The organism is Micrococcus sp. iso_229 (assembly GCF_058072725.1).
In genome coordinates, this window is sequence record NZ_CM176514.1 from 2,369,439 (window position 1) to 2,386,030 (window position 16,592).

Consider the following 16,592-nt stretch of genomic DNA (forward strand, 5'->3'; position numbering starts at 1 on the left):
TTGCTAGCAACGGCAATCGAATTCACTAGCAAGGAGTCACGCGGAGAATTACAAATATACACCCGCGTGGGGTTTGCTCACCTCCCAGTCAGTACCCCGTAACGCAATACGGCACGAATCCACAGGATCAAATTCTCCTCGACACGGCCTCTTACTGGTCATCGTATTTAAACCTGGGAGGCTTTTCCTCATGCCAGATCATCATGCTCTTCACGGATACATTGATCCCCGGTATATTCTCCATCAATGCGCCCGAGACAATGGTCCTCTCCATAAACACCCCGGTCATTTCCGAGCCCTTGAACCAGCTATTTGACAAGTCGCACTCGCTCATCTGCGCTTCCCGAAAGGAGCTATTTCGAAAGTCAATATTCCCAAAGTATCCTTTGTCAAAGTCGCATCTATTAAAATTCAGCCCTCTCAGGTTCACGCGAGGAGATTTATTATTTCTGATCCTCCCTAGAACCTGAAGCGCTAGTTCACGAGTCGTGCCCTTAATCTCGGTGTGCGCAGGATGGTCAAAACCCTTCCCTTTGGGATAGAGGGAATCTCTAGATTGGGCTTCACCCACGTCACCGTCATCCGCAACACGCTTTGATATAAAATAACCCAGGACCTTTACGCACCGATTCTCGTACTCGGGGGTCTTCTGGACCAGATACTCGAGATCCAACACTGCCCCAACCTGGGCAATCTCGTTACCTCCGCCCAATGCACTGACGGAGGTTGAGTACCTCAAAGCATCATCCGCACTTCTATTGCGCGCGCGCTGATACTTACTTTCCTGATCCGCCCTCGAAAAATCCCTCTCTCGCGCCTCCTTTTCTGCGAAAATCTCATCTTCACGCTGAGCGAATATCTTGTCTTTCTGGATTTTGTCCTTCTCGAAGGATTTCTTTGAATGCTTAATCTCGGCCAGACGAGTATTTTGACCATGAACTGCAATTACTGAACCGAAAACTGCCACAGCCAGGGCCACTAGAGAGGTTGCGATCTGGCCCATTGATCCCCGCAGGCTCCTCCAAACCTCTTCAGGCCAATTTCGAGGATTTGCGTCCGATGCTCCAACTGCGAGTAATACATACAATACCGCGGCCGAAACCAAGACTACAGCCAGCGCCGTTATCAACCCCTGCCCCATGGCGCCTATGCCTGACAAAAGTTTAAAGTGGTTACCTGACCTGAAATTCTTTCGCCTCGACGAACGGTCTCGGGCTGCCGACACCTTAATTATCCCCTCTTCTAGAACCCACCACCCCCGCCATCCTGTGCGAGGTTGCTGAAGCGACTGTAATGCCCCTGGAACCCCACCACAATCGTCTTCGTCGGACCATTGCGGTGCTTCGCCACGATCAGGTCCGCCTCGCCGGCCCGCGGGGACTCCTTGTCGTACACGTCCTCGCGGTGCAGCAGGATCACCATGTCCGCGTCCTGCTCGATGGACCCCGACTCGCGCAGATCGCTCACCTGCGGCCGCTTGTCCGTGCGCTGCTCGGACCCGCGGTTCAGCTGGGACAGCGCGATCACCGGCACGTCCAGCTCCTTGGCCAGCAGCTTCAGCGCACGGGAGAACTCGGCCACCTCCTGCTGGCGGCTCTCCACCTTCTTGCCGGAGCTCATCAGCTGCAGGTAGTCGAGCACCACCATCTTGAGGTTGTTCTTCTGCTTGAGCCGCCGGCACTTGGCGCGGATCTCCATCATGGTCATGTTCGGGGAGTCGTCGATGAAGAACGGCGCCTCGTTCAGCCGCCCCACCGTCGCCGCGATCTTGGACCACTGGTCGTCCCGGATGGTGCCCTTGCGCAGGTCCTGCAGCGCGATCGTCGCCTCCGCGCTCAACAGACGCATGGCGATCTCGTTCTTGCCCATCTCCAGCGAGAAGAACACGGTGGCCATGTTGTGGTGGATGGCCGCGGCCCGCGCGAAGTCCAGCGCGAGCGTGGACTTGCCGACGGCGGGGCGTGCCGCGATCACGATCATCTGGCCGCCGTGCAGACCCTGCGTCAGCTCGTCGAAGTCGTAGAAGTCGGTGGGGACGCCCGTCAGGCCCTCTCCCTGGTTGCCGGCCGCCTCGATCTCGTCGACGGCGTGCTCCATGATCTCCGCGAGGCGCACGTAGTCCTCGGACTGGCGGTTCTCCGCCACCTTGTAGATCTCGGACTGCGCCTCGTTGACGATCTCCTCGACCTCGCCGTCGCCCTGATACCCCAGCTGGGTGATCTTGGTGCCGGCGGTGACGAGGCGGCGCAGGACGGCCTTCTCCGCCACGATCTCCGCATAGAAGCTTGCGTTGGCGGCGGTGGGCACGGACTGGATGAGCTCGTGCAGCACGGCGGGGCCGCCCACGCGGCTGAGCTCCTGGCGCTTGTTCAGCAGGTCCGCGACGGTGACGGCGTCCGCGGGTTCACCGCGGCCGTAGAGGTCGATGATCGCCTCGTAGATCATCTCGTGGCTCGGCCGGTAGAAGTCGTGGCCGCGCAGCAGCTCCACCACGTCCGCGATCGCGTCCTTGGAGAGCATCATGCCGCCCAGCACCGAGCGCTCCGCCTCCAGGTCCTGGGGCGGCAGGAAGCGTTCAGAGGAACGGCCGCCGTCGTAGGAGCCCGAGTCTCCGTAGTTCTCAGTCAACGTCCGGAGACTCCCTTCCCACAGCCCGCACGACGGCGGCCCTCGCCGGTCTTCCCGGCCCTGATTCCTCTGTTGTCACCGCCCGTGCCGCCGCACCCTCCTGCAGGCGGACGGTGCGACGGTCCCCGGGGCGACGGTCCGAGCGGATGCGCGCCTGTCAGTGGTCACCTGCGGCCAATACCCGCCCTCGCGTTGGGGATACCACGCGACACTACGCGCGCCGTGGAGGCTGGGCAACCGCGTTTCCCACAGGCCTTGTGGACAACGTGTGGATTCGGCGGCGTGTCGTGTGGATCGCCTGGGGACCACGCTGGGGACAACTGCGCGACCACTCCCAGAATCCGGCTCTGACCTGGGACGATGCGATCCCCGGGTCTGTGGAGGAAGATTCTCCACCCCCCTTTCGGCCCCATCGGTACAACTTGACAGCACCCCCGTTTGCGCCCTCATCACACCGCCTGGTACATGCCTATCCACACCGTCGTCCACACCCTCCACAGCTGTGGACAACTCCTGTGGACAAGGTGCCCGGATCTGGGGACGGCGAAGTTGACAGCCTCTGCCCGCGGCCCCGGGACCTCCCCGCGCCCACCGCTCCCAGCCGCCCCGGACCGCCCGGCACCGATGACTCACGCACGCCAGTGACCCGCCCCAGAGTCAGTGGACGGAACGCGAGCACGGTGCTTGGCTGGAACCCGTCGTCGTGTCGTCCGCCACAGTGAGGAGTCCGCCGTGCCCCCGGCCACCACCGCCCCCTCCCCGGCCTCGCTCCCCCTCGACGGCGTCCTCGTCGCCGACTTCTCCCGCGTCCTCGCCGGCCCGCTCGCCACCATGACGCTGGCAGACCTCGGGGCGCGCGTCATCAAGGTGGAGCACCCCGAGCGCGGCGACGACACCCGCGGCTGGGCCCCGCCCCGCTCGGCGACGGGCGCCACCTACTTCGAGTCCGTGAACCGCAACAAGGAGTCGGTCGGCTGGGACCTGAAGGACCCCGAGGACCAGCGGCGGGCCGCCGCCCTGGCCGCCCGGGCCGACGTCGTGGTCCACAACCTCAAGCCCGGCACCATGGAACGCCTCGGCCTGGGCTACGACGACGTCGCGCGGGAGAACCCGTCCGTGGTCTATGCCGCCGTCTCCGGCTTCGGCGACCGCGAGGGCCGGGACCTGCCCGGCTACGACTTCATCGTCCAGGCCGCGGGCGGACTGATGAGCATCACCGGCGAACCGGACGCCCCGATGAAGGCGGGCGTCGCCCTCGTGGACGTGCTCACGGCCAAGGACCTCACCGCCGGCGTGCTCGCCGCCCTGCTGCGCCGCGAGCGCACCGGGGAGGGCGCGCACCTGCGGCTGAACCTGCTCTCCTCGCTGCAGGGGGCGCTCGCCAACCAGGGCCAGGCATGGCTCGGCGCCGGCGTCGTCCCGCGGCGGATGGGCAACGACCACCCCTCGATCGCCCCCTATCAGCTGCTGGCGTGCCGGGACGCGCCGCTCGCCGTCGCCATCGGCAACGACGCGCAGTTCCGCACCTTCGCCGCGGCCCTCGGCGTCCCCGAGCTCGCCGAGGACCCGCGCTTCACCACGAACACGGACCGGGTCGAGCACCGCGAGGAGCTGCGCACCGCCCTGGAGGACGCGCTCTCCGCCGAGACGGCCGCCCACTGGCGGGACGTGCTGCAGGCCGAGCGACTCCCGGCCAGCCTCGTGTCCACCGTCGCCGAGGGCGTCGAGCTGGCCGAGTCCCTCGGCCTCGAGCCGACCGTCGAGGTCCAGGACCGCTCCGGCGCCCCGGCCGGCCGGCAGTTCCGCCACCCGGTGCAGTGGGACCCGCCCGTCGCGCACCCGCGCCACGCGCCGCCCGCGCTCGGCGCGGACACGGCGGCCGTCAACACCTGGCTCGACGCCCGCTGACCACCCCGCAGAGAGGACCCCCGCCATGACCATCCCGTTCCACGCCGAGGCCGACTCGTTCCTCGGCCGCGCCGACGTCGTCGGCCTGGACTCCCTGTTCTCCGCCGAGGAGAAGGCCGTCGCACTGCAGGTGCGCGGCTTCGTGGACGAGCACATCCGCCCGCACATCGCCCGCTGGTACGACGACGCCGTGTTCCCCCGCGAGATCGTCCCCGAGCTGGGCCGCCTCGGCGTGCTCGGGATGCCCTACGAGGGCCACGGCATGCCCGGCCGCTCGGCGGTGGAGTACGGCCTCGCCGCGCAGGAGCTCGAGGCCGGGGACTCCGGTCTGCGCACCTTCGTCTCCGTGCAGGGCTCGCTCGCGATGGGCGCGATCCACAAGCACGGCTCCGAGGAGCAGAAGGCGCAGTGGCTGCCGCGCATGACCGCCGGCGAGGCGGTCGGCTGCTTCGGCCTCACCGAGCCGGGCGCCGGCTCGGACCCGGCCTCCATGACGACGACGGCCCGCCAGGAGCCCGGCGGCGACTGGGTGCTCGACGGGGTCAAGCGGTGGATCGGGCTGGCCACCCTGGCCGACGTCGCGATCATCTGGGCGCAGACCGGCGAGCCCGGCGACGGGCGCGGGGTGCGCGGCTTCGTGGTCCCCACGGACACTCCCGGATTCCGCGCGGAGGCGATCACCCAGAAGCTGTCCATGCGGGCGTCGGTGCAGTGCGAGATCCACCTCGACGGCGTGCGCCTGCCCGCCTCCGCGATGCTGCCGGCCGACTCCGCCGTCGGGCTCAAAGGCCCCTTCCAGTGCCTCAACGAGGCCCGCTACGGGATCATCTGGGGCGCGATGGGCGCCGCCCGCGACTCCTTCGACGCCGTCCTCGACTACGCGGTGCAGCGGCAGCAGTTCGGGGTGCCGCTGGCCTCCCACCAGCTGACGCAGGCCAAGCTCGCGGACATGGCCGTGGCCATCGGGAAGGGCTACCTGCTGGCGCACCAGATCGGTCGCGCCAAGGACGCCGGCCCGCTCACCCCCGCCATGATCTCCGCCGGCAAGCTGGACAACTGCCGCGTGGCCATCGGCATCGCCCGGGAGGCCCGCGAGATGCTCGGCGGCAACGGCATCACCCTGGAGCACTCGCCGCTGCGGCACGCGAACAACCTCGAGTCCGTGCGCACCTACGAGGGCACGGACGAGGTCCACCAGCTCACGCTCGGCCGGCACCTCACGGGCATCGGCGCGTTCGCCCCGGCCCGCTGAGCCCCGCGCCCGGGCTCAGGCGTCGTCGGCGGGAGCCTCGGGCGCCGGGGCCTCCTCGGCGACGGAGGCGAGGATCGGGGTGGCCGGCAGCTTCCGCACGCGCTTGGGGCGGCGGGCGCGGGCGGGGATGAGGGCGCGCATGTTCTCGGTCTTGCCGAAGCAGAGCAGCCGGTCCCCCTCCTCGAGGACCTTGCTGTCCGCGGGGTTGGGGAACACGGAGGTGCCGCGGTGCAGGGTGAGCACCTGCAGGTCCTTCGCGAGCAGCCCGGAGTCTTCGATGGACTGGCCCACCCAGCCGGAGCCGGCGTGCACGGTGATCTCACCGACCCCGTACCCGGTGGACACGGCCAGGCGCTGGCGCACGTCGATGTCCGGGAAGCCGGCCTGGTCCGCCACGTAGTCGATGATCGCGCCGGCCACGTCCAGGTCCGTGGCGGCCTCGATGCCCTGCAGCCCCGGGGAGGAATTCACCTCCATGACCAGCGGGCCGTGCTCGCCCTCGAGCATGTCCACGCCCGCCACGCGCAGGCCCATGATGTGGGCCGCCCGCACGGCGGTCTCCGCGTACTCGGGCGAGAGCTCGACGCGCTCCACGGTGCCGCCGCGGTGCACGTTGGAGCGGAACTCGTCCCCCTGGGCGCGGCGGCGCATCGCGGCCACCACGCGGTCCCCCACCACGAGTGCGCGGATGTCCGTGCCCTTGGACTCCTCCACGAACCGCTGGATGAGCACCTGCTGGTTGGTGCCGTGCAGCGTCTCGATGATCGCCTCGGCCACCTTCTTGGTCGGCGCCAGGATCACGCCGATGCCCTGGGTGCCCTCGAGCAGCTTGATCACCACGGGCGCCCCGCCCACCATGTCGATCGCCGTGGAGACCTCGCCGCGGTTGCGCACGAACACGGTGGCGGGCATGTCGATCTCGTGGCGGGAGAGGATCTGGGTGGCCCGCAGCTTGTCCCGCGAGTTCATGATCCCGGCGGCCGTGTTCGGCGTGTAGACGTCCATCTGCTCGAACTGGCGCACCACGGCGGTGCCGAAGTAGGTCACCGAGTTGCCGATGCGCGGCAGGATCGCGTCGTAGCCGGAGAGGGGGCGGCCGCGGAACATCAGATCGGGCTCGTCCGAGCTGAGGTCGATGCCGAAGCGCAGGGTGTCCAGGACCTTCACCTGGTGGCCGCGCTCGAGCGCCGCGGTCTTGAGTCGCTGCGTCGAGTAGGCGCGCAGGGAACGGGAGAGGATGGCGAGCTTCATGACCGCTTTCCTGGGAGGATGAGGGGCGTGTCTGAATCTAAGCACACGGGCCCGGCCCCCCACGGCGCGCCCCTCACCGACGACGGCGCCGCTCGCCCGGGGCTGGTGGGCTGGCGCGAATGGGTCGGCCTGCCCGCCGCCCACACCCCCTGGATCAAGGCCAAGATCGACACCGGCGCCCGCACCTCGGCGCTCCACGCCTTCGGCATCGAGCGGTTCACCCGCGACGGCGCCGCCTGGGTCCGGTTCGAGGTGCACCCGTGGCAGACCTCGGCCGCGGACGCCCGGACGGCCGAGCTGCCGGTGGCCGACCTGCGCACGGTCCGCTCCTCGAACGGCAAGGCGCAGGAGCGCGTCGTCGTCGTGATGCCGCTGACCCTGGCCGGCCGCACGATCGAGGCGGAGGTGACCCTGACCCACCGGGACGAGATGGGCTTCCGCATGCTCGTGGGGCGCACCGCGCTGGCCGCCGGCGGCCTCCTCGTGAACCCCGCCGCCTCGTACGTGGGCGGGCAGCCGCCGCGCGGCGTGCGCCGCCGGAACCGGGAACGCGCGTGAGCCGTCGCCCCGCCCGCGCCCCCTTCGCGTTCGGCGGGGTCGAGGTGGCGGCCGGCCGCCGCCACGAGCTGTCCCTGCCGATCTCCCAGCTCGTCACCGGCGCGGACGTCACCCTGCCCGTGCACGTGCTGCACGGCCGCGAGGACGGGCCCACCGTGTGGGTCTCCGCCGCGATCCACGGGGACGAGGTGGCCGGCATCGAGATCGTCCGCCGCGTCCTGGAGCGCCTGCAGCCCACGCACCTGCGCGGCACCCTGCTGGCCGTGCCCATCGTCAACGTGCTCGGCGTGATGGCTGGGGACCGCTATCTGCCGGACCGCCGCGACCTGAACCGCTCCTTCCCCGGCTCCGCCCGGGGCTCCCTGGCCTCGCGCATCGCGCATCTGATGATGACCGAGGTGATCGGCCGCTGCACCGTGGGCATCGACCTGCACACCGGCGCGGACCGCCGCTCCAACCTGCCGCAGATCCGCTGCGACCTGGAGGACCCCCAGACCCGCGCGCTCGCCGAGGCGTTCGGCGCGCCCGTGCTCTTCCACGCCCGCCTGCGGGACGGCTCCCTGCGCGCCGCGGCCCGCGAGACCGGCGCCCGCGTGCTGCTCTACGAGGCCGGCGAGGCCTGGCGGTTCGACGAGTACGCGATCGCCCCCGGCGTGGACGGGGTCCTGCGCGTGCTCGCGGCCCTGGACATGGTGGACCCCGCGGACGTCGGGCTCACCGAGCCCGGGCCGGACGCCGTCGTCGACGCCCCCGGTCCGCTGCCCGGCGAGGTCCCCGAGGAGCGGACCACGGATGTGCCCGAGGCGACCGACGCCACCGGCGAGGACACGGAGGCCGTGCACCCCGACGTCGTCGACGGCGAGCAGGACGCCCCCTACCTGGTGTGGCAGTCCACGTGGGTGCGCGCCCGCGCGGACGGCCTCGTGCACTTGGACGTCTCCCTCGGCGAACGCGTGAGGGCCGGGGACCGGATCGGCGCGCTCTACAACTCGTTCGGCCGCCGCCTGGCGCACGTGAAGGCCGAGCTGACCGGCGTGGTCATCGGCCGCACCGAGGCACCCCTGGTGCACCGCGGCGACGCCCTCGTGCACATCGGTGGATGGGACACATGAGCACCCCCACGACGACGGCGGTCCCCGGCCCCGCTCAGGCCGGGGACGGGCGCCGGGCGATGGCCCGGCCGCCGTGCACGAGCCGGTAGTAGAGCAGCAGCGCCACCCCGACCCCGCCGGAGAGCAGGTACATCACCGGGATCCCGACGGCGGCCACCACCGCGCCGAGCACCATGGGGCCGAGGCCGGTGCCGAGGTCCAGGAGCAGGAAGAACGTACCCGTGGCGACGCCGATCTCGGTGGGCCGGACCACCTTGATCGCGATGGTCTGGAACACGCTCACCACGGGCCCGTAGGTCAGCCCCAGCAGGGCGCCGGCCGCGAGCATGCCCGCCGGCTCCCGCCACAGCGCCAGCACCGCGTAGGAGACGGCCATGCCCGCGAGGATCGGGTAGACGACGGCGTTGTCCCCGTGCCGGTCGTGCAGCACGCCCAGGACGGCGCGGCCCACGATGGTGCCCGCGGCGAAGAGCAGGAAGAACAGGCTCGGCACCATCGCCGGGTAGCCCTGCTGCTGCGCGAACGTGGCCATGAACGCGAGGATGCCGCCGTACATGAACCCGGAGGCCAGGGCCACGCCCGCCGCCGGCGCCACCTCCGCGGAGAACACGTCCGCCCGGTGCAGCCGGAACCGGCCCGTCAGCGGCGGCTCGGGCACGCGCAGGAACAGCGCGATCAGCAGGGCCATGCCCGTGAAGCCGATGCACGCCCGGAACAGGGCGTCGTAGCCGAGGGCCGTGCTCAGCTGCAGGGCCACCATCGGCCCGACGGCGCCCGCGAGCGTCATGGACGTGGAGAACCAGCCGGTGCCCTCGGAGCGGCGCACGGGCGGGACGATCCGCTGCACGGCCGTGGCCAGCACGGTGCCGGCCGCACCGAAGCACATGCCGTTGAGCAGCCGGACCGCGGTCAGCGTGGCCAGGGAGTCCGCCCAGAGGTACGCCGCCGTCGTGAGGACGTAGCAGGCCAAGGCGACGAGCAGGACCCGCCGGCGCCCCCACGCGAAGGTGGCGGGCGTCGTCGTCATGCGGGTGGGGACCGCGCCCAGCACGAACGCCCCCACCACGACGCCGGCCTCCGCGTCCGACGCGCCGAAGGACGTGACGGCGTAGAGCGCCATCGCGGTCATGAGCGTGTAGAAGATCATCGCCACGAACAGGTAGGTCGCGCTGACGAGGATGAACGGGCGCGTCCACAGCGGCGGGCGCGGGGCCGCCGTCGAGCCGGCGGGGTCGGAGGGCGGTGGGGCGGAGGGCATGGCCTCCATGTTCCCCCACGGCACGAGGCCCCGGCCCGCTCGTGAAGAGCGGACCGGGGCCTCGGGTGCGCGCCGCAGGCGCGACGGGCTCAGAAGCGGATGATCACTTCTTGGCCTTGGCGGCCACGACCTGCAGCTGGACGGTCGCGATGACGTCCTCGTGCAGGCGGACCTGGGCCTCGTGGTTGCCCACGGACTTGATGTGCGCCGGCAGGGTGATCGAGCGCTTGTCCACGGAGCCGAGGCCGGCGGCCTCGATCGCCTCGGCGACGTCGGCGGTCTGGACGGCGCCGAACAGGCGACCCTCCGCACCGGCGGTGCGCTCGAGCTTCACGGTGGCGGACTGGAGCTGCGCGGCCTGGGCCTGCGCGTCCTCCAGGTTCGCCACGGCGCGGGCCGCGCGGGCCTTCTGCAGGGACTCGACCTGCTTCTCCCCGCCCTTGGTCCACACGGTGGCGAAACCGCGCGGGAGCAGGTAGTTGCGGGCGTACCCGTTCTTGACCTCGACCACGTCACCGGAGGTGCCGAGACCGGCCACTTCCTGGGTCAGGATGAGCTTTGCCATCTGGGTGTTCCTTCCTTCGCTCGCTCGATCAGCCGCGGCCGGCGCCGGCGTAGGGCAGCAGGGCCACCTCGCGGGCGTTCTTGACGGCCTGGGCGATCTTGCGCTGCTCCTGGACGGTCACGCCGGTCACGCGACGGGCACGGATCTTCCCGCGGTCGGAGATGAACTTGCGCAGCAAGGCCACGTCCTTGTAGTCGATCTCGGTGATCTTGGCGGCCTTGAGCGGGTTGGACTTCGGTTTGGGCTTGCGGAGTTCAGCCTTCGCCATCGTGGTGCTCCTTCAGAGTTCTCTGGAGCCCGCAGAACGGTTCTGCGGGATGGGATCACGCGGCGTCCCGTGCGGGGCACGGGGCCGTGTGCAGTGCGGCCCGGCGGTGCCGGGTCGCGGGTGGGATGGGCCGCCGGGGCGGCCCTCCGGGCAAGGTGCGCCCGGACGGAGAGGTCCGTGGTGTTCCGTGTCCGTCGCGGCCGCGGGGGCCGCGCCCGGTCAGTGCAGGATCAGAACGGGGGCTCGTTGGAGGACGGGGTGTCCCATCCGCCGCCACCGCCGCCGGACCAGGGGTCCTGCGGTGCGGCCTGGCCGCCGCCCTGCTGCTGGCCGCCCCAGCCGCCGCCCTGCTGGGCGCCGCCGAAGCCGCCGTCGTTGTTCCCCCCGAAGCCGCCGCCGGCCGGGGCGCCGCCGAAGCCGCCCCCCTGCTGGCCGCCGCCGAAGCCACCGCCGCCGCCACCGCCGCGCTGGGCGCGGGTGACCTTGGCCGTGGCGAACCGCAGCGCCGGGCCGACCTCGTCCACGTCCAGCTCCCAGCTGGTGCGACGGTTGCCGTCCCGGTCGTCGTAGGAGCGCGCCCTGAGGCGGCCCTGCACGATCACGCGCATGCCCTTGGTCAGCGACTCCGCCACGTTCTCCGCGGCCTCGCGCCAGACCGAGCAGCGCAGGAACAGCGCTTCGCCGTCCTTCCACTCGTTGGTCTGGCGGTCGAACGTGCGGGGCGTGGACGCGACGGTGAAGTTCGCGACGGCCGCGCCGTTCGGGGTGAAGCGCAGCTCCGGGTCGGCGGTGAGGTTGCCGACCACGGTGATGACGGTCTCGCCTGCCATGGTCACTCCTGTCTTCGGGGGTTCTGCCGGTCAGTGACCGGATCCGGGGATCCGGGACTGCTCAGCGGGGTTCCGGTGGGGGCGTCGGGGACTGATCCGATGCTCTCAGACCCTCCGGACACGGTACGAGGATCACTCAGCGGTGATCTTCTGCTCCTCCGGACGGATGATCTTGGTGCGCAGGATCGTCTCGTTGAGGTTCAGCAGACGGTCCAGCTCCTGGGTGGCGGCCGGCTCCGACTGGAAGTTGACGACCACGTAGATGGCCTCGGACTTCTTCTGGATCTCGTAGGCGGTCTTGCGGCGACCCCACACGTCGATGTTGTCGACGGTGCCGCCGGCGTTCGTGACGACCTCGAGGTACTTCTTCAGGGTCGGCTCCACGGTGCGCTCGTCGACCTCAGGGTCGATCAGCACCATCAGCTCATAAGCACGCATGCGAACCCACCTCCTCTGGGCTTGCGGCCGCGGTCTCTCCGCGGCAGGAGGTTCTGCGTTCTCCCCTTACGCATGCATCCGCACTCTTCGGCGGCACGCAGGGGATCCCGTCAAGAATACCAGCACTGCGCCTCCGCAGATGAGGTGCCACCCCTAGGGGGCCGTGGGGTGGCCAGGGCTTGCCCTCGGTCGACGACGACGTACCTTGGAAGGAGGACACACATCCTGCGTCACACCCCTCTCACGTTTCGGAGCATCCCATGTCAGAGTCCACGTCGGCAGCGCCCCCGCCGTCCCAGTCCGTCCCCTCCCGCCGCCGAGTCGCCAGCAGCCTCGCGTGGGCGGTGCCGACCGTCGTCGCCGCCGCCGCTGCCCCCGCCGAGGCGGCCAGCCCTCCCCCGCGGATCGACCGCTCGTTCCTGGTCACCCGCGGCACCGCGGGGGCCGGGCCCGGCACGACAGTGACGGCCTGTGGCTCGGGTTCGACCCGCTTGAGCGTCACCACGGACAACAGCACCTACTACTACCGGATCGCCAATGTGCCCACCGGCTCCACGGTGACGAACGTGACCGCCTCCATCCTGGTGCAGAGGAGCGTGGTGGATAAGTTGTCTAATGGCCTCACCTGGACGAGTGTCACGACAGACTGGAGCAACCCCACCCGTGACGTCTCCGGCACCCCGTACACCAACAACGGCATCGAGTACTACCGCTACTACAGCACGCTGAAAACCGCGGTACCCGCCCCCGTCTCAGGCACCATCACCCTGCCGCTCATCGGGTGGTACAGCAACTGCAGCACCGCCCTCGCCGGCGTGTCGGTCAACGGGCGCGGCTCCGCCGTCGTGAACGGCACGACCTTGGTCCAGATCGGCGCCTATCGGACGCTGTGACACCGGGCTCCGCCGGCTGACGCAGACCCGCGCACGCCGCTCGTGGCGGCCGTCATCCGCCGCCACGCCTCACACCCCGCGGAAGAACTCCCGCGCGGCCGCCGTCAGGTGCTCCACGTCCCGCACGCCGCACATCTCACGCGCCGAGTGCATGGACAGCAGGCCCAGGCCCACGTCCACGGTCCGGATGCCCAGGCGGGTCGCCGAGATCGGGCCGATGGTGGAGCCACAGGGGACGTCGTTGTTCGAGACGAACTCCTGGAACGGCACCCCCGCCACGCCGCACCAGCGGGCGAACGCGGCCTCGCCCCCGGCGTCGGTGGCGTAGCGCTGATTGGCGTTGATCTTCAGCAGCGGGCCGTGGTTCACGCGCGGGTGGTTCACGGGATCGTGCCGCTCGGCGTAGTTCGGGTGCACCAGGTGGCCGGCGTCCGCGGACAGCAGCCAGGACCCCGCGATCGCCCGCGCCCGGCCCTGCCCGGCCACGCCGAGCGCCTCGAGCACGCGCCCCATGACCTCCTCGAGCAGCGGCCCGGCCGCCCCGGACCGCGACGCCGACCCCAGCTCCTCGTGGTCGAACGCGGCGAGCAGCGGGATCACCGGGGCGCCGGCCGCCTCACCGGCCACCCCGCCCGCGACGGTCCCCTCGTACGCGATCGCCCCCTCGGCGCCGCCGTGCTCGCGTGCCAGCTCCTCGAGCGCCACGAGGCCCGCGTGCACCGAGCTCAGATTGTCCAGCCGGCCCGACGCGAAGAACTCGCCCGCCAGCCCGAAGAGTCCGGGCGCCTGGGCGTCGGCCACCACGACGTCGTGCCCGCGCACCGCGGCCGGGTCCACGCCGGCGGCGGCCGCGAGCGCGGTCAGGACGTCACCGGGCACGCGGGCGACCAGCCCGTCGGCCTCCGCCTCGCCGGCGCCCTCGCCGCGCGGGGCGAGCGCCCCCACGACGGGGTTCGTGTGCCGCTGCCGCTTCAGCGTCAGCCCCTCGTTGACCTCGCGGTCCAGATGGATGGCCAGCTGCGGGATGCGCCCCACGGGCCCGGTCGCGGCGAGCACCTGCGTGCCGTCGTCGAGGGCGAGACGCCCGGCGAACCGCAGCTCGCGGTCCAGCCACGAGTTCAGCAGCGGGCCGCCGTACACCTCGACGCCGGCCTGCACCCAGCCGTCGGCCGTCACGGTGGCCGGGTTCGGCTTGAGCTTGAACCCCGGCGAGTCCGTGTGCGCGCCGAGCACGCGGAACACCGGCACGACGGCGGCGCTCGGCCCCGCCTCGTCCGGCCCGGCCGCGCGCGCCTCAGCGCCCTCGTGGCGGCCCAGCGCGCCGGCGCCCGTCGGCACGATCCAGGCCACCGCCGCGCCGTCGCGCACCACGACGTAGCCGCCCGGGGCCGACGGGAAGTCGACCGTCTCGTCCAGGCGGGTGAAGCCGACGGCCTCCAGGCGGCGTGCGACCTCCTCCGCGGCGTGGTAACTGGAGGGCGAGGCGGTCACGAAGTCGGCCAGGTCCCGCAGGTGGGCGGGCAGCTCGGCGACGGTGTCACGGGTCACGGGGGTCATGCCTCGACCGTACCGCGCCCCACCATCCGTCCGGCTACCCTGGCCCGAAAGCGGCCCCGGCCGCATCGCCCGCCCGTCAGCGCAGGAGGAGCCCGCCGTGGACATCATGATCGCCGTCGCCGTGGGGGTCTTCCTCCTGGTGGCGTGGACCGTGGGCGGCTGGGCCATCGTGCGGATGGGCTTCACCCGGGACGGGGACGCGGCCCGCACCCCCGCCCACGACGCCCACGACGACGGCGCCGCGCGTCCGGCGCACCCCGGCGCGGTCGCGGACCCGGCCACCGACCCCCACGTGATCTGGCGCGAGCAGATGAAGGCGGCCACGGCCGCCTCCGGGGCGCAGTGCGTCTGTCCGCCGCCGCCCCGCGAGGACGGCGCCGCCGAGACGGGGACGACCGCGCCGCCGTCGTCCCCGGACTGCCCGATCCACCGCTGGGACTACGCCTGAACCGCGGCCGGCCGGCCTGAGCGCCCCCGGGCCGGGCCGGCGTACGCGCCGGCGAGCGGGTCGGCGTCCGGGTGGCCGCCGTGGTCGCGCTTCACGAGGTCCTCGGCCGGGTGCAGCATCTCCCACACGACGCGCCCGCACAGCCACAGCACCGCGAGCATGTGCGCGAGGATCGCGGCCACGTAGACGGAGTCGTCCATGGAGTGCTGCGGCGGGGTCTCGGCCACCCCCTTGGCCAGGTACATCCACACGGCGAAGAAGTGCAGCGCCTCCACCGTCTGCCACACCCAGAAGTCCCGCCAGCGCGGCAGGGCGAGCGCCAGGAGCGGGATCAGCCAGACCACGAACTGCGGTGAGTACACCTTGTTGGTGAGCACGAACGCCGCCACCACCAGGAACGTCAGCTGCGCCAGCCGCGGGGTGTGCCGCACCCGCACGCCGAGCACGAAGATCCCGAGGCAGCACACCGCGAAGGTCCCGTAGGCCAGCAGGGTGAGGGAGTCCTCCGGCACGAACGCCCACCCGGCCTGCGCGGCGGTCACGTCCCACGCGTGCCACACGCTGGACAGGCCCGGCCCGCGCTCGCCAGAGAAGGTGAAGAACACGGACCACGCCTGGAAGTTCACCGCCATGAGCGGCACGTTGACCGCCGCCCACGCCGCCACCGTGCCCCCGGCCGCGAGCAGGAACGGCCGCCACCGCCGCGAGCGCACCGCCAGGATCAGCAGCGGCCCCAGGATCAGCAGCGGATACAGCTTCATGGCCGCGCCGAGGCCGAAGAGCACCCCCGCCGTCAGGGACCGGCCGCGCGACCACGCGTACATGCCGCACGCCAGCAGGGCCACGGCCCACAGGTCCCAGTTGATGGTGCCGGCCAGCACGATCCCCGGGGCCACGGCCACCATGAGCCCGTCCGTCCACCGGCGCCCCGCCATCCGGACGGTCAGCACCGCGACGACGGCCCACAGCACCACCACGAACCCGAGGTTCACGAGCCAGAACACCGCCGTGCCCTGCTCCGGCGAGAACGGCAGCGCCTGCGTGATCCAGGCCGCCACCGAGCCCACGACGGACATCAGCACGGGGTACTCGAACGTGGAGCCCGCCCGGAACGGCGCCCACGGGTCCGCCGCGAACCCGCGCCCGCCGTAGAGCGCGGCCCAGTCCGAGTAGCAGCCCGCGTAGTAGACGTCCGGGGCGCCCCAGCCGTGCAGCAGGCACGGTGACTTCTGCAGCACGGTCACGACGGCGGCCAGAGCCACCAGCAGCCCCGTCAGCGCCACGGGCCCGGCCCAGGAGCCGGTCCCCCGCCCCGGGCCGTTCGCCGCGAGGCCGCCGGCGAGCTGGAAGCGGCCGCCGCGCTCGCCGGGGGCGGGCAGGGCCCCGGACGGTGCGCTGTCAGCGGAACGCCCGGCGGGGGCGCCCGGGGCGGTCACGGCGTCGCTCGGGGCGCCGTCCGCGGCGTGAGTGGGCGGCTCGCTGGGGGTCGCGGCGTGCGCGGGGGCCGGTCTCATGCCCCCATCCTAGGAAGCCGCCCGGACACCGGACGGGCGGGGCCGCCGTCGTCGGTCGTAGACTGGCGGGGTTGATCCCCGGGTGAGCGCCTCGCCGAACGGTGTGGGCCCC

Annotated in this window: 16 protein-coding genes; 6 read left to right on the forward strand and 10 right to left on the reverse strand. The window is 71.2% G+C overall.

The window, feature by feature from the left end; all coding sequences use genetic code 11:
• Positions 1-151: 151 nt before the first annotated feature.
• Positions 152-1,003, reverse strand: a complete 852-nt coding sequence (locus AC3RKA_RS11005; RefSeq protein ID WP_489727272.1) for a pentapeptide repeat-containing protein — start codon at positions 1,001-1,003, stop codon at positions 152-154.
• A 239-nt stretch (positions 1,004-1,242) separates the two neighbouring features.
• The gene (gene dnaB, locus AC3RKA_RS11010) at positions 1,243-2,628 is read right to left on the reverse strand and encodes a replicative DNA helicase (protein WP_041102462.1); all 1,386 of its coding nucleotides are present in this window, start codon (positions 2,626-2,628) and stop codon (positions 1,243-1,245) included.
• Between the two features lie 732 nt (positions 2,629-3,360).
• On the opposite strand from dnaB, the gene AC3RKA_RS11015 reads away from it, so the two are divergent.
• Both AC3RKA_RS11015 and AC3RKA_RS11020 read left to right on the forward strand, forming a co-directional pair.
• Positions 3,361-4,536: a CaiB/BaiF CoA transferase family protein gene (locus AC3RKA_RS11015; protein WP_489727273.1), complete on the forward strand. Its 1,176-nt coding sequence runs from the start codon at positions 3,361-3,363 to the stop codon at positions 4,534-4,536.
• Positions 4,537-4,561: 25 nt separating this feature from the next.
• A complete protein-coding gene (locus AC3RKA_RS11020) occupies positions 4,562-5,788 on the forward strand; it encodes an acyl-CoA dehydrogenase family protein (RefSeq protein ID WP_489727274.1) in 1,227 nt (408 codons plus the stop codon).
• Positions 5,789-5,803: 15 nt separating this feature from the next.
• On the opposite strand, the gene rimK is transcribed toward AC3RKA_RS11020, so the two are convergent.
• Positions 5,804-7,039, reverse strand: a complete 1,236-nt coding sequence (rimK, locus tag AC3RKA_RS11025; protein ID WP_489727275.1) for a 30S ribosomal protein S6--L-glutamate ligase — start codon at positions 7,037-7,039, stop codon at positions 5,804-5,806.
• 27 nt (positions 7,040-7,066) lie between these two features.
• On the opposite strand from rimK, the gene AC3RKA_RS11030 reads away from it, so the two are divergent.
• Both AC3RKA_RS11030 and AC3RKA_RS11035 read left to right on the forward strand, forming a co-directional pair.
• On the forward strand, positions 7,067-7,597 hold the full coding sequence (locus AC3RKA_RS11030) for an ATP-dependent zinc protease family protein (RefSeq protein ID WP_489727276.1): 531 nt from the start codon (positions 7,067-7,069) through the stop codon (positions 7,595-7,597).
• The gene (locus AC3RKA_RS11035) at positions 7,594-8,709 is read left to right on the forward strand and encodes a succinylglutamate desuccinylase/aspartoacylase family protein (RefSeq protein WP_489727277.1); all 1,116 of its coding nucleotides are present in this window, start codon (positions 7,594-7,596) and stop codon (positions 8,707-8,709) included. The genes AC3RKA_RS11030 and AC3RKA_RS11035 overlap by 4 nt, the downstream gene beginning before the upstream one ends.
• 34 nt (positions 8,710-8,743) lie before the next feature.
• Here the strand turns inward: AC3RKA_RS11035 and AC3RKA_RS11040 are convergent, their stop codons facing one another.
• The 5 genes from AC3RKA_RS11040 to rpsF form a co-directional block, all read right to left on the reverse strand.
• Positions 8,744-9,967, reverse strand: a complete 1,224-nt coding sequence (locus AC3RKA_RS11040; RefSeq protein ID WP_489727278.1) for an MFS transporter — start codon at positions 9,965-9,967, stop codon at positions 8,744-8,746.
• Between the two features lie 103 nt (positions 9,968-10,070).
• On the reverse strand, positions 10,071-10,532 hold the full coding sequence (gene rplI, locus AC3RKA_RS11045) for a 50S ribosomal protein L9 (protein ID WP_002857787.1): 462 nt from the start codon (positions 10,530-10,532) through the stop codon (positions 10,071-10,073).
• 28 nt (positions 10,533-10,560) lie between these two features.
• Positions 10,561-10,800, reverse strand: coding sequence for a 30S ribosomal protein S18 (gene rpsR / locus AC3RKA_RS11050; protein WP_002857788.1), 240 nt, complete (start codon positions 10,798-10,800; stop codon positions 10,561-10,563).
• A gap of 230 nt (positions 10,801-11,030) precedes the next feature.
• Positions 11,031-11,630 (reverse strand): single-stranded DNA-binding protein, encoded by a 600-nt coding sequence (locus AC3RKA_RS11055; protein ID WP_002857789.1) that lies wholly within the window; start codon positions 11,628-11,630, stop codon positions 11,031-11,033.
• 132 nt (positions 11,631-11,762) lie between these two features.
• Positions 11,763-12,068: a 30S ribosomal protein S6 gene (gene rpsF, locus AC3RKA_RS11060; RefSeq protein WP_002857790.1), complete on the reverse strand. Its 306-nt coding sequence runs from the start codon at positions 12,066-12,068 to the stop codon at positions 11,763-11,765.
• Between the two features lie 344 nt (positions 12,069-12,412).
• Between rpsF and AC3RKA_RS11065 the strand changes: the two genes are divergently transcribed.
• On the forward strand, positions 12,413-12,961 hold the full coding sequence (locus AC3RKA_RS11065) for a hypothetical protein (RefSeq protein ID WP_409480477.1): 549 nt from the start codon (positions 12,413-12,415) through the stop codon (positions 12,959-12,961).
• Between the two features lie 69 nt (positions 12,962-13,030).
• Here the strand turns inward: AC3RKA_RS11065 and AC3RKA_RS11070 are convergent, their stop codons facing one another.
• Entirely contained in the window at positions 13,031-14,518 is a 1,488-nt protein-coding gene (locus tag AC3RKA_RS11070; RefSeq protein ID WP_136940473.1) for a M18 family aminopeptidase, read from the reverse strand.
• A 106-nt stretch (positions 14,519-14,624) separates the two neighbouring features.
• On the opposite strand from AC3RKA_RS11070, the gene AC3RKA_RS11075 reads away from it, so the two are divergent.
• Positions 14,625-14,966 (forward strand): hypothetical protein, encoded by a 342-nt coding sequence (locus tag AC3RKA_RS11075; protein WP_231119533.1) that lies wholly within the window; start codon positions 14,625-14,627, stop codon positions 14,964-14,966.
• On the opposite strand, the gene AC3RKA_RS11080 is transcribed toward AC3RKA_RS11075, so the two are convergent.
• On the reverse strand, positions 14,957-16,480 hold the full coding sequence (locus AC3RKA_RS11080; RefSeq protein ID WP_144825872.1) for a glycosyltransferase family 87 protein: 1,524 nt from the start codon (positions 16,478-16,480) through the stop codon (positions 14,957-14,959). The two genes, AC3RKA_RS11075 and AC3RKA_RS11080, sit on opposite strands and share 10 nt — an antisense overlap.
• Between the last annotated feature and the right edge of the window lie 112 nt (positions 16,481-16,592).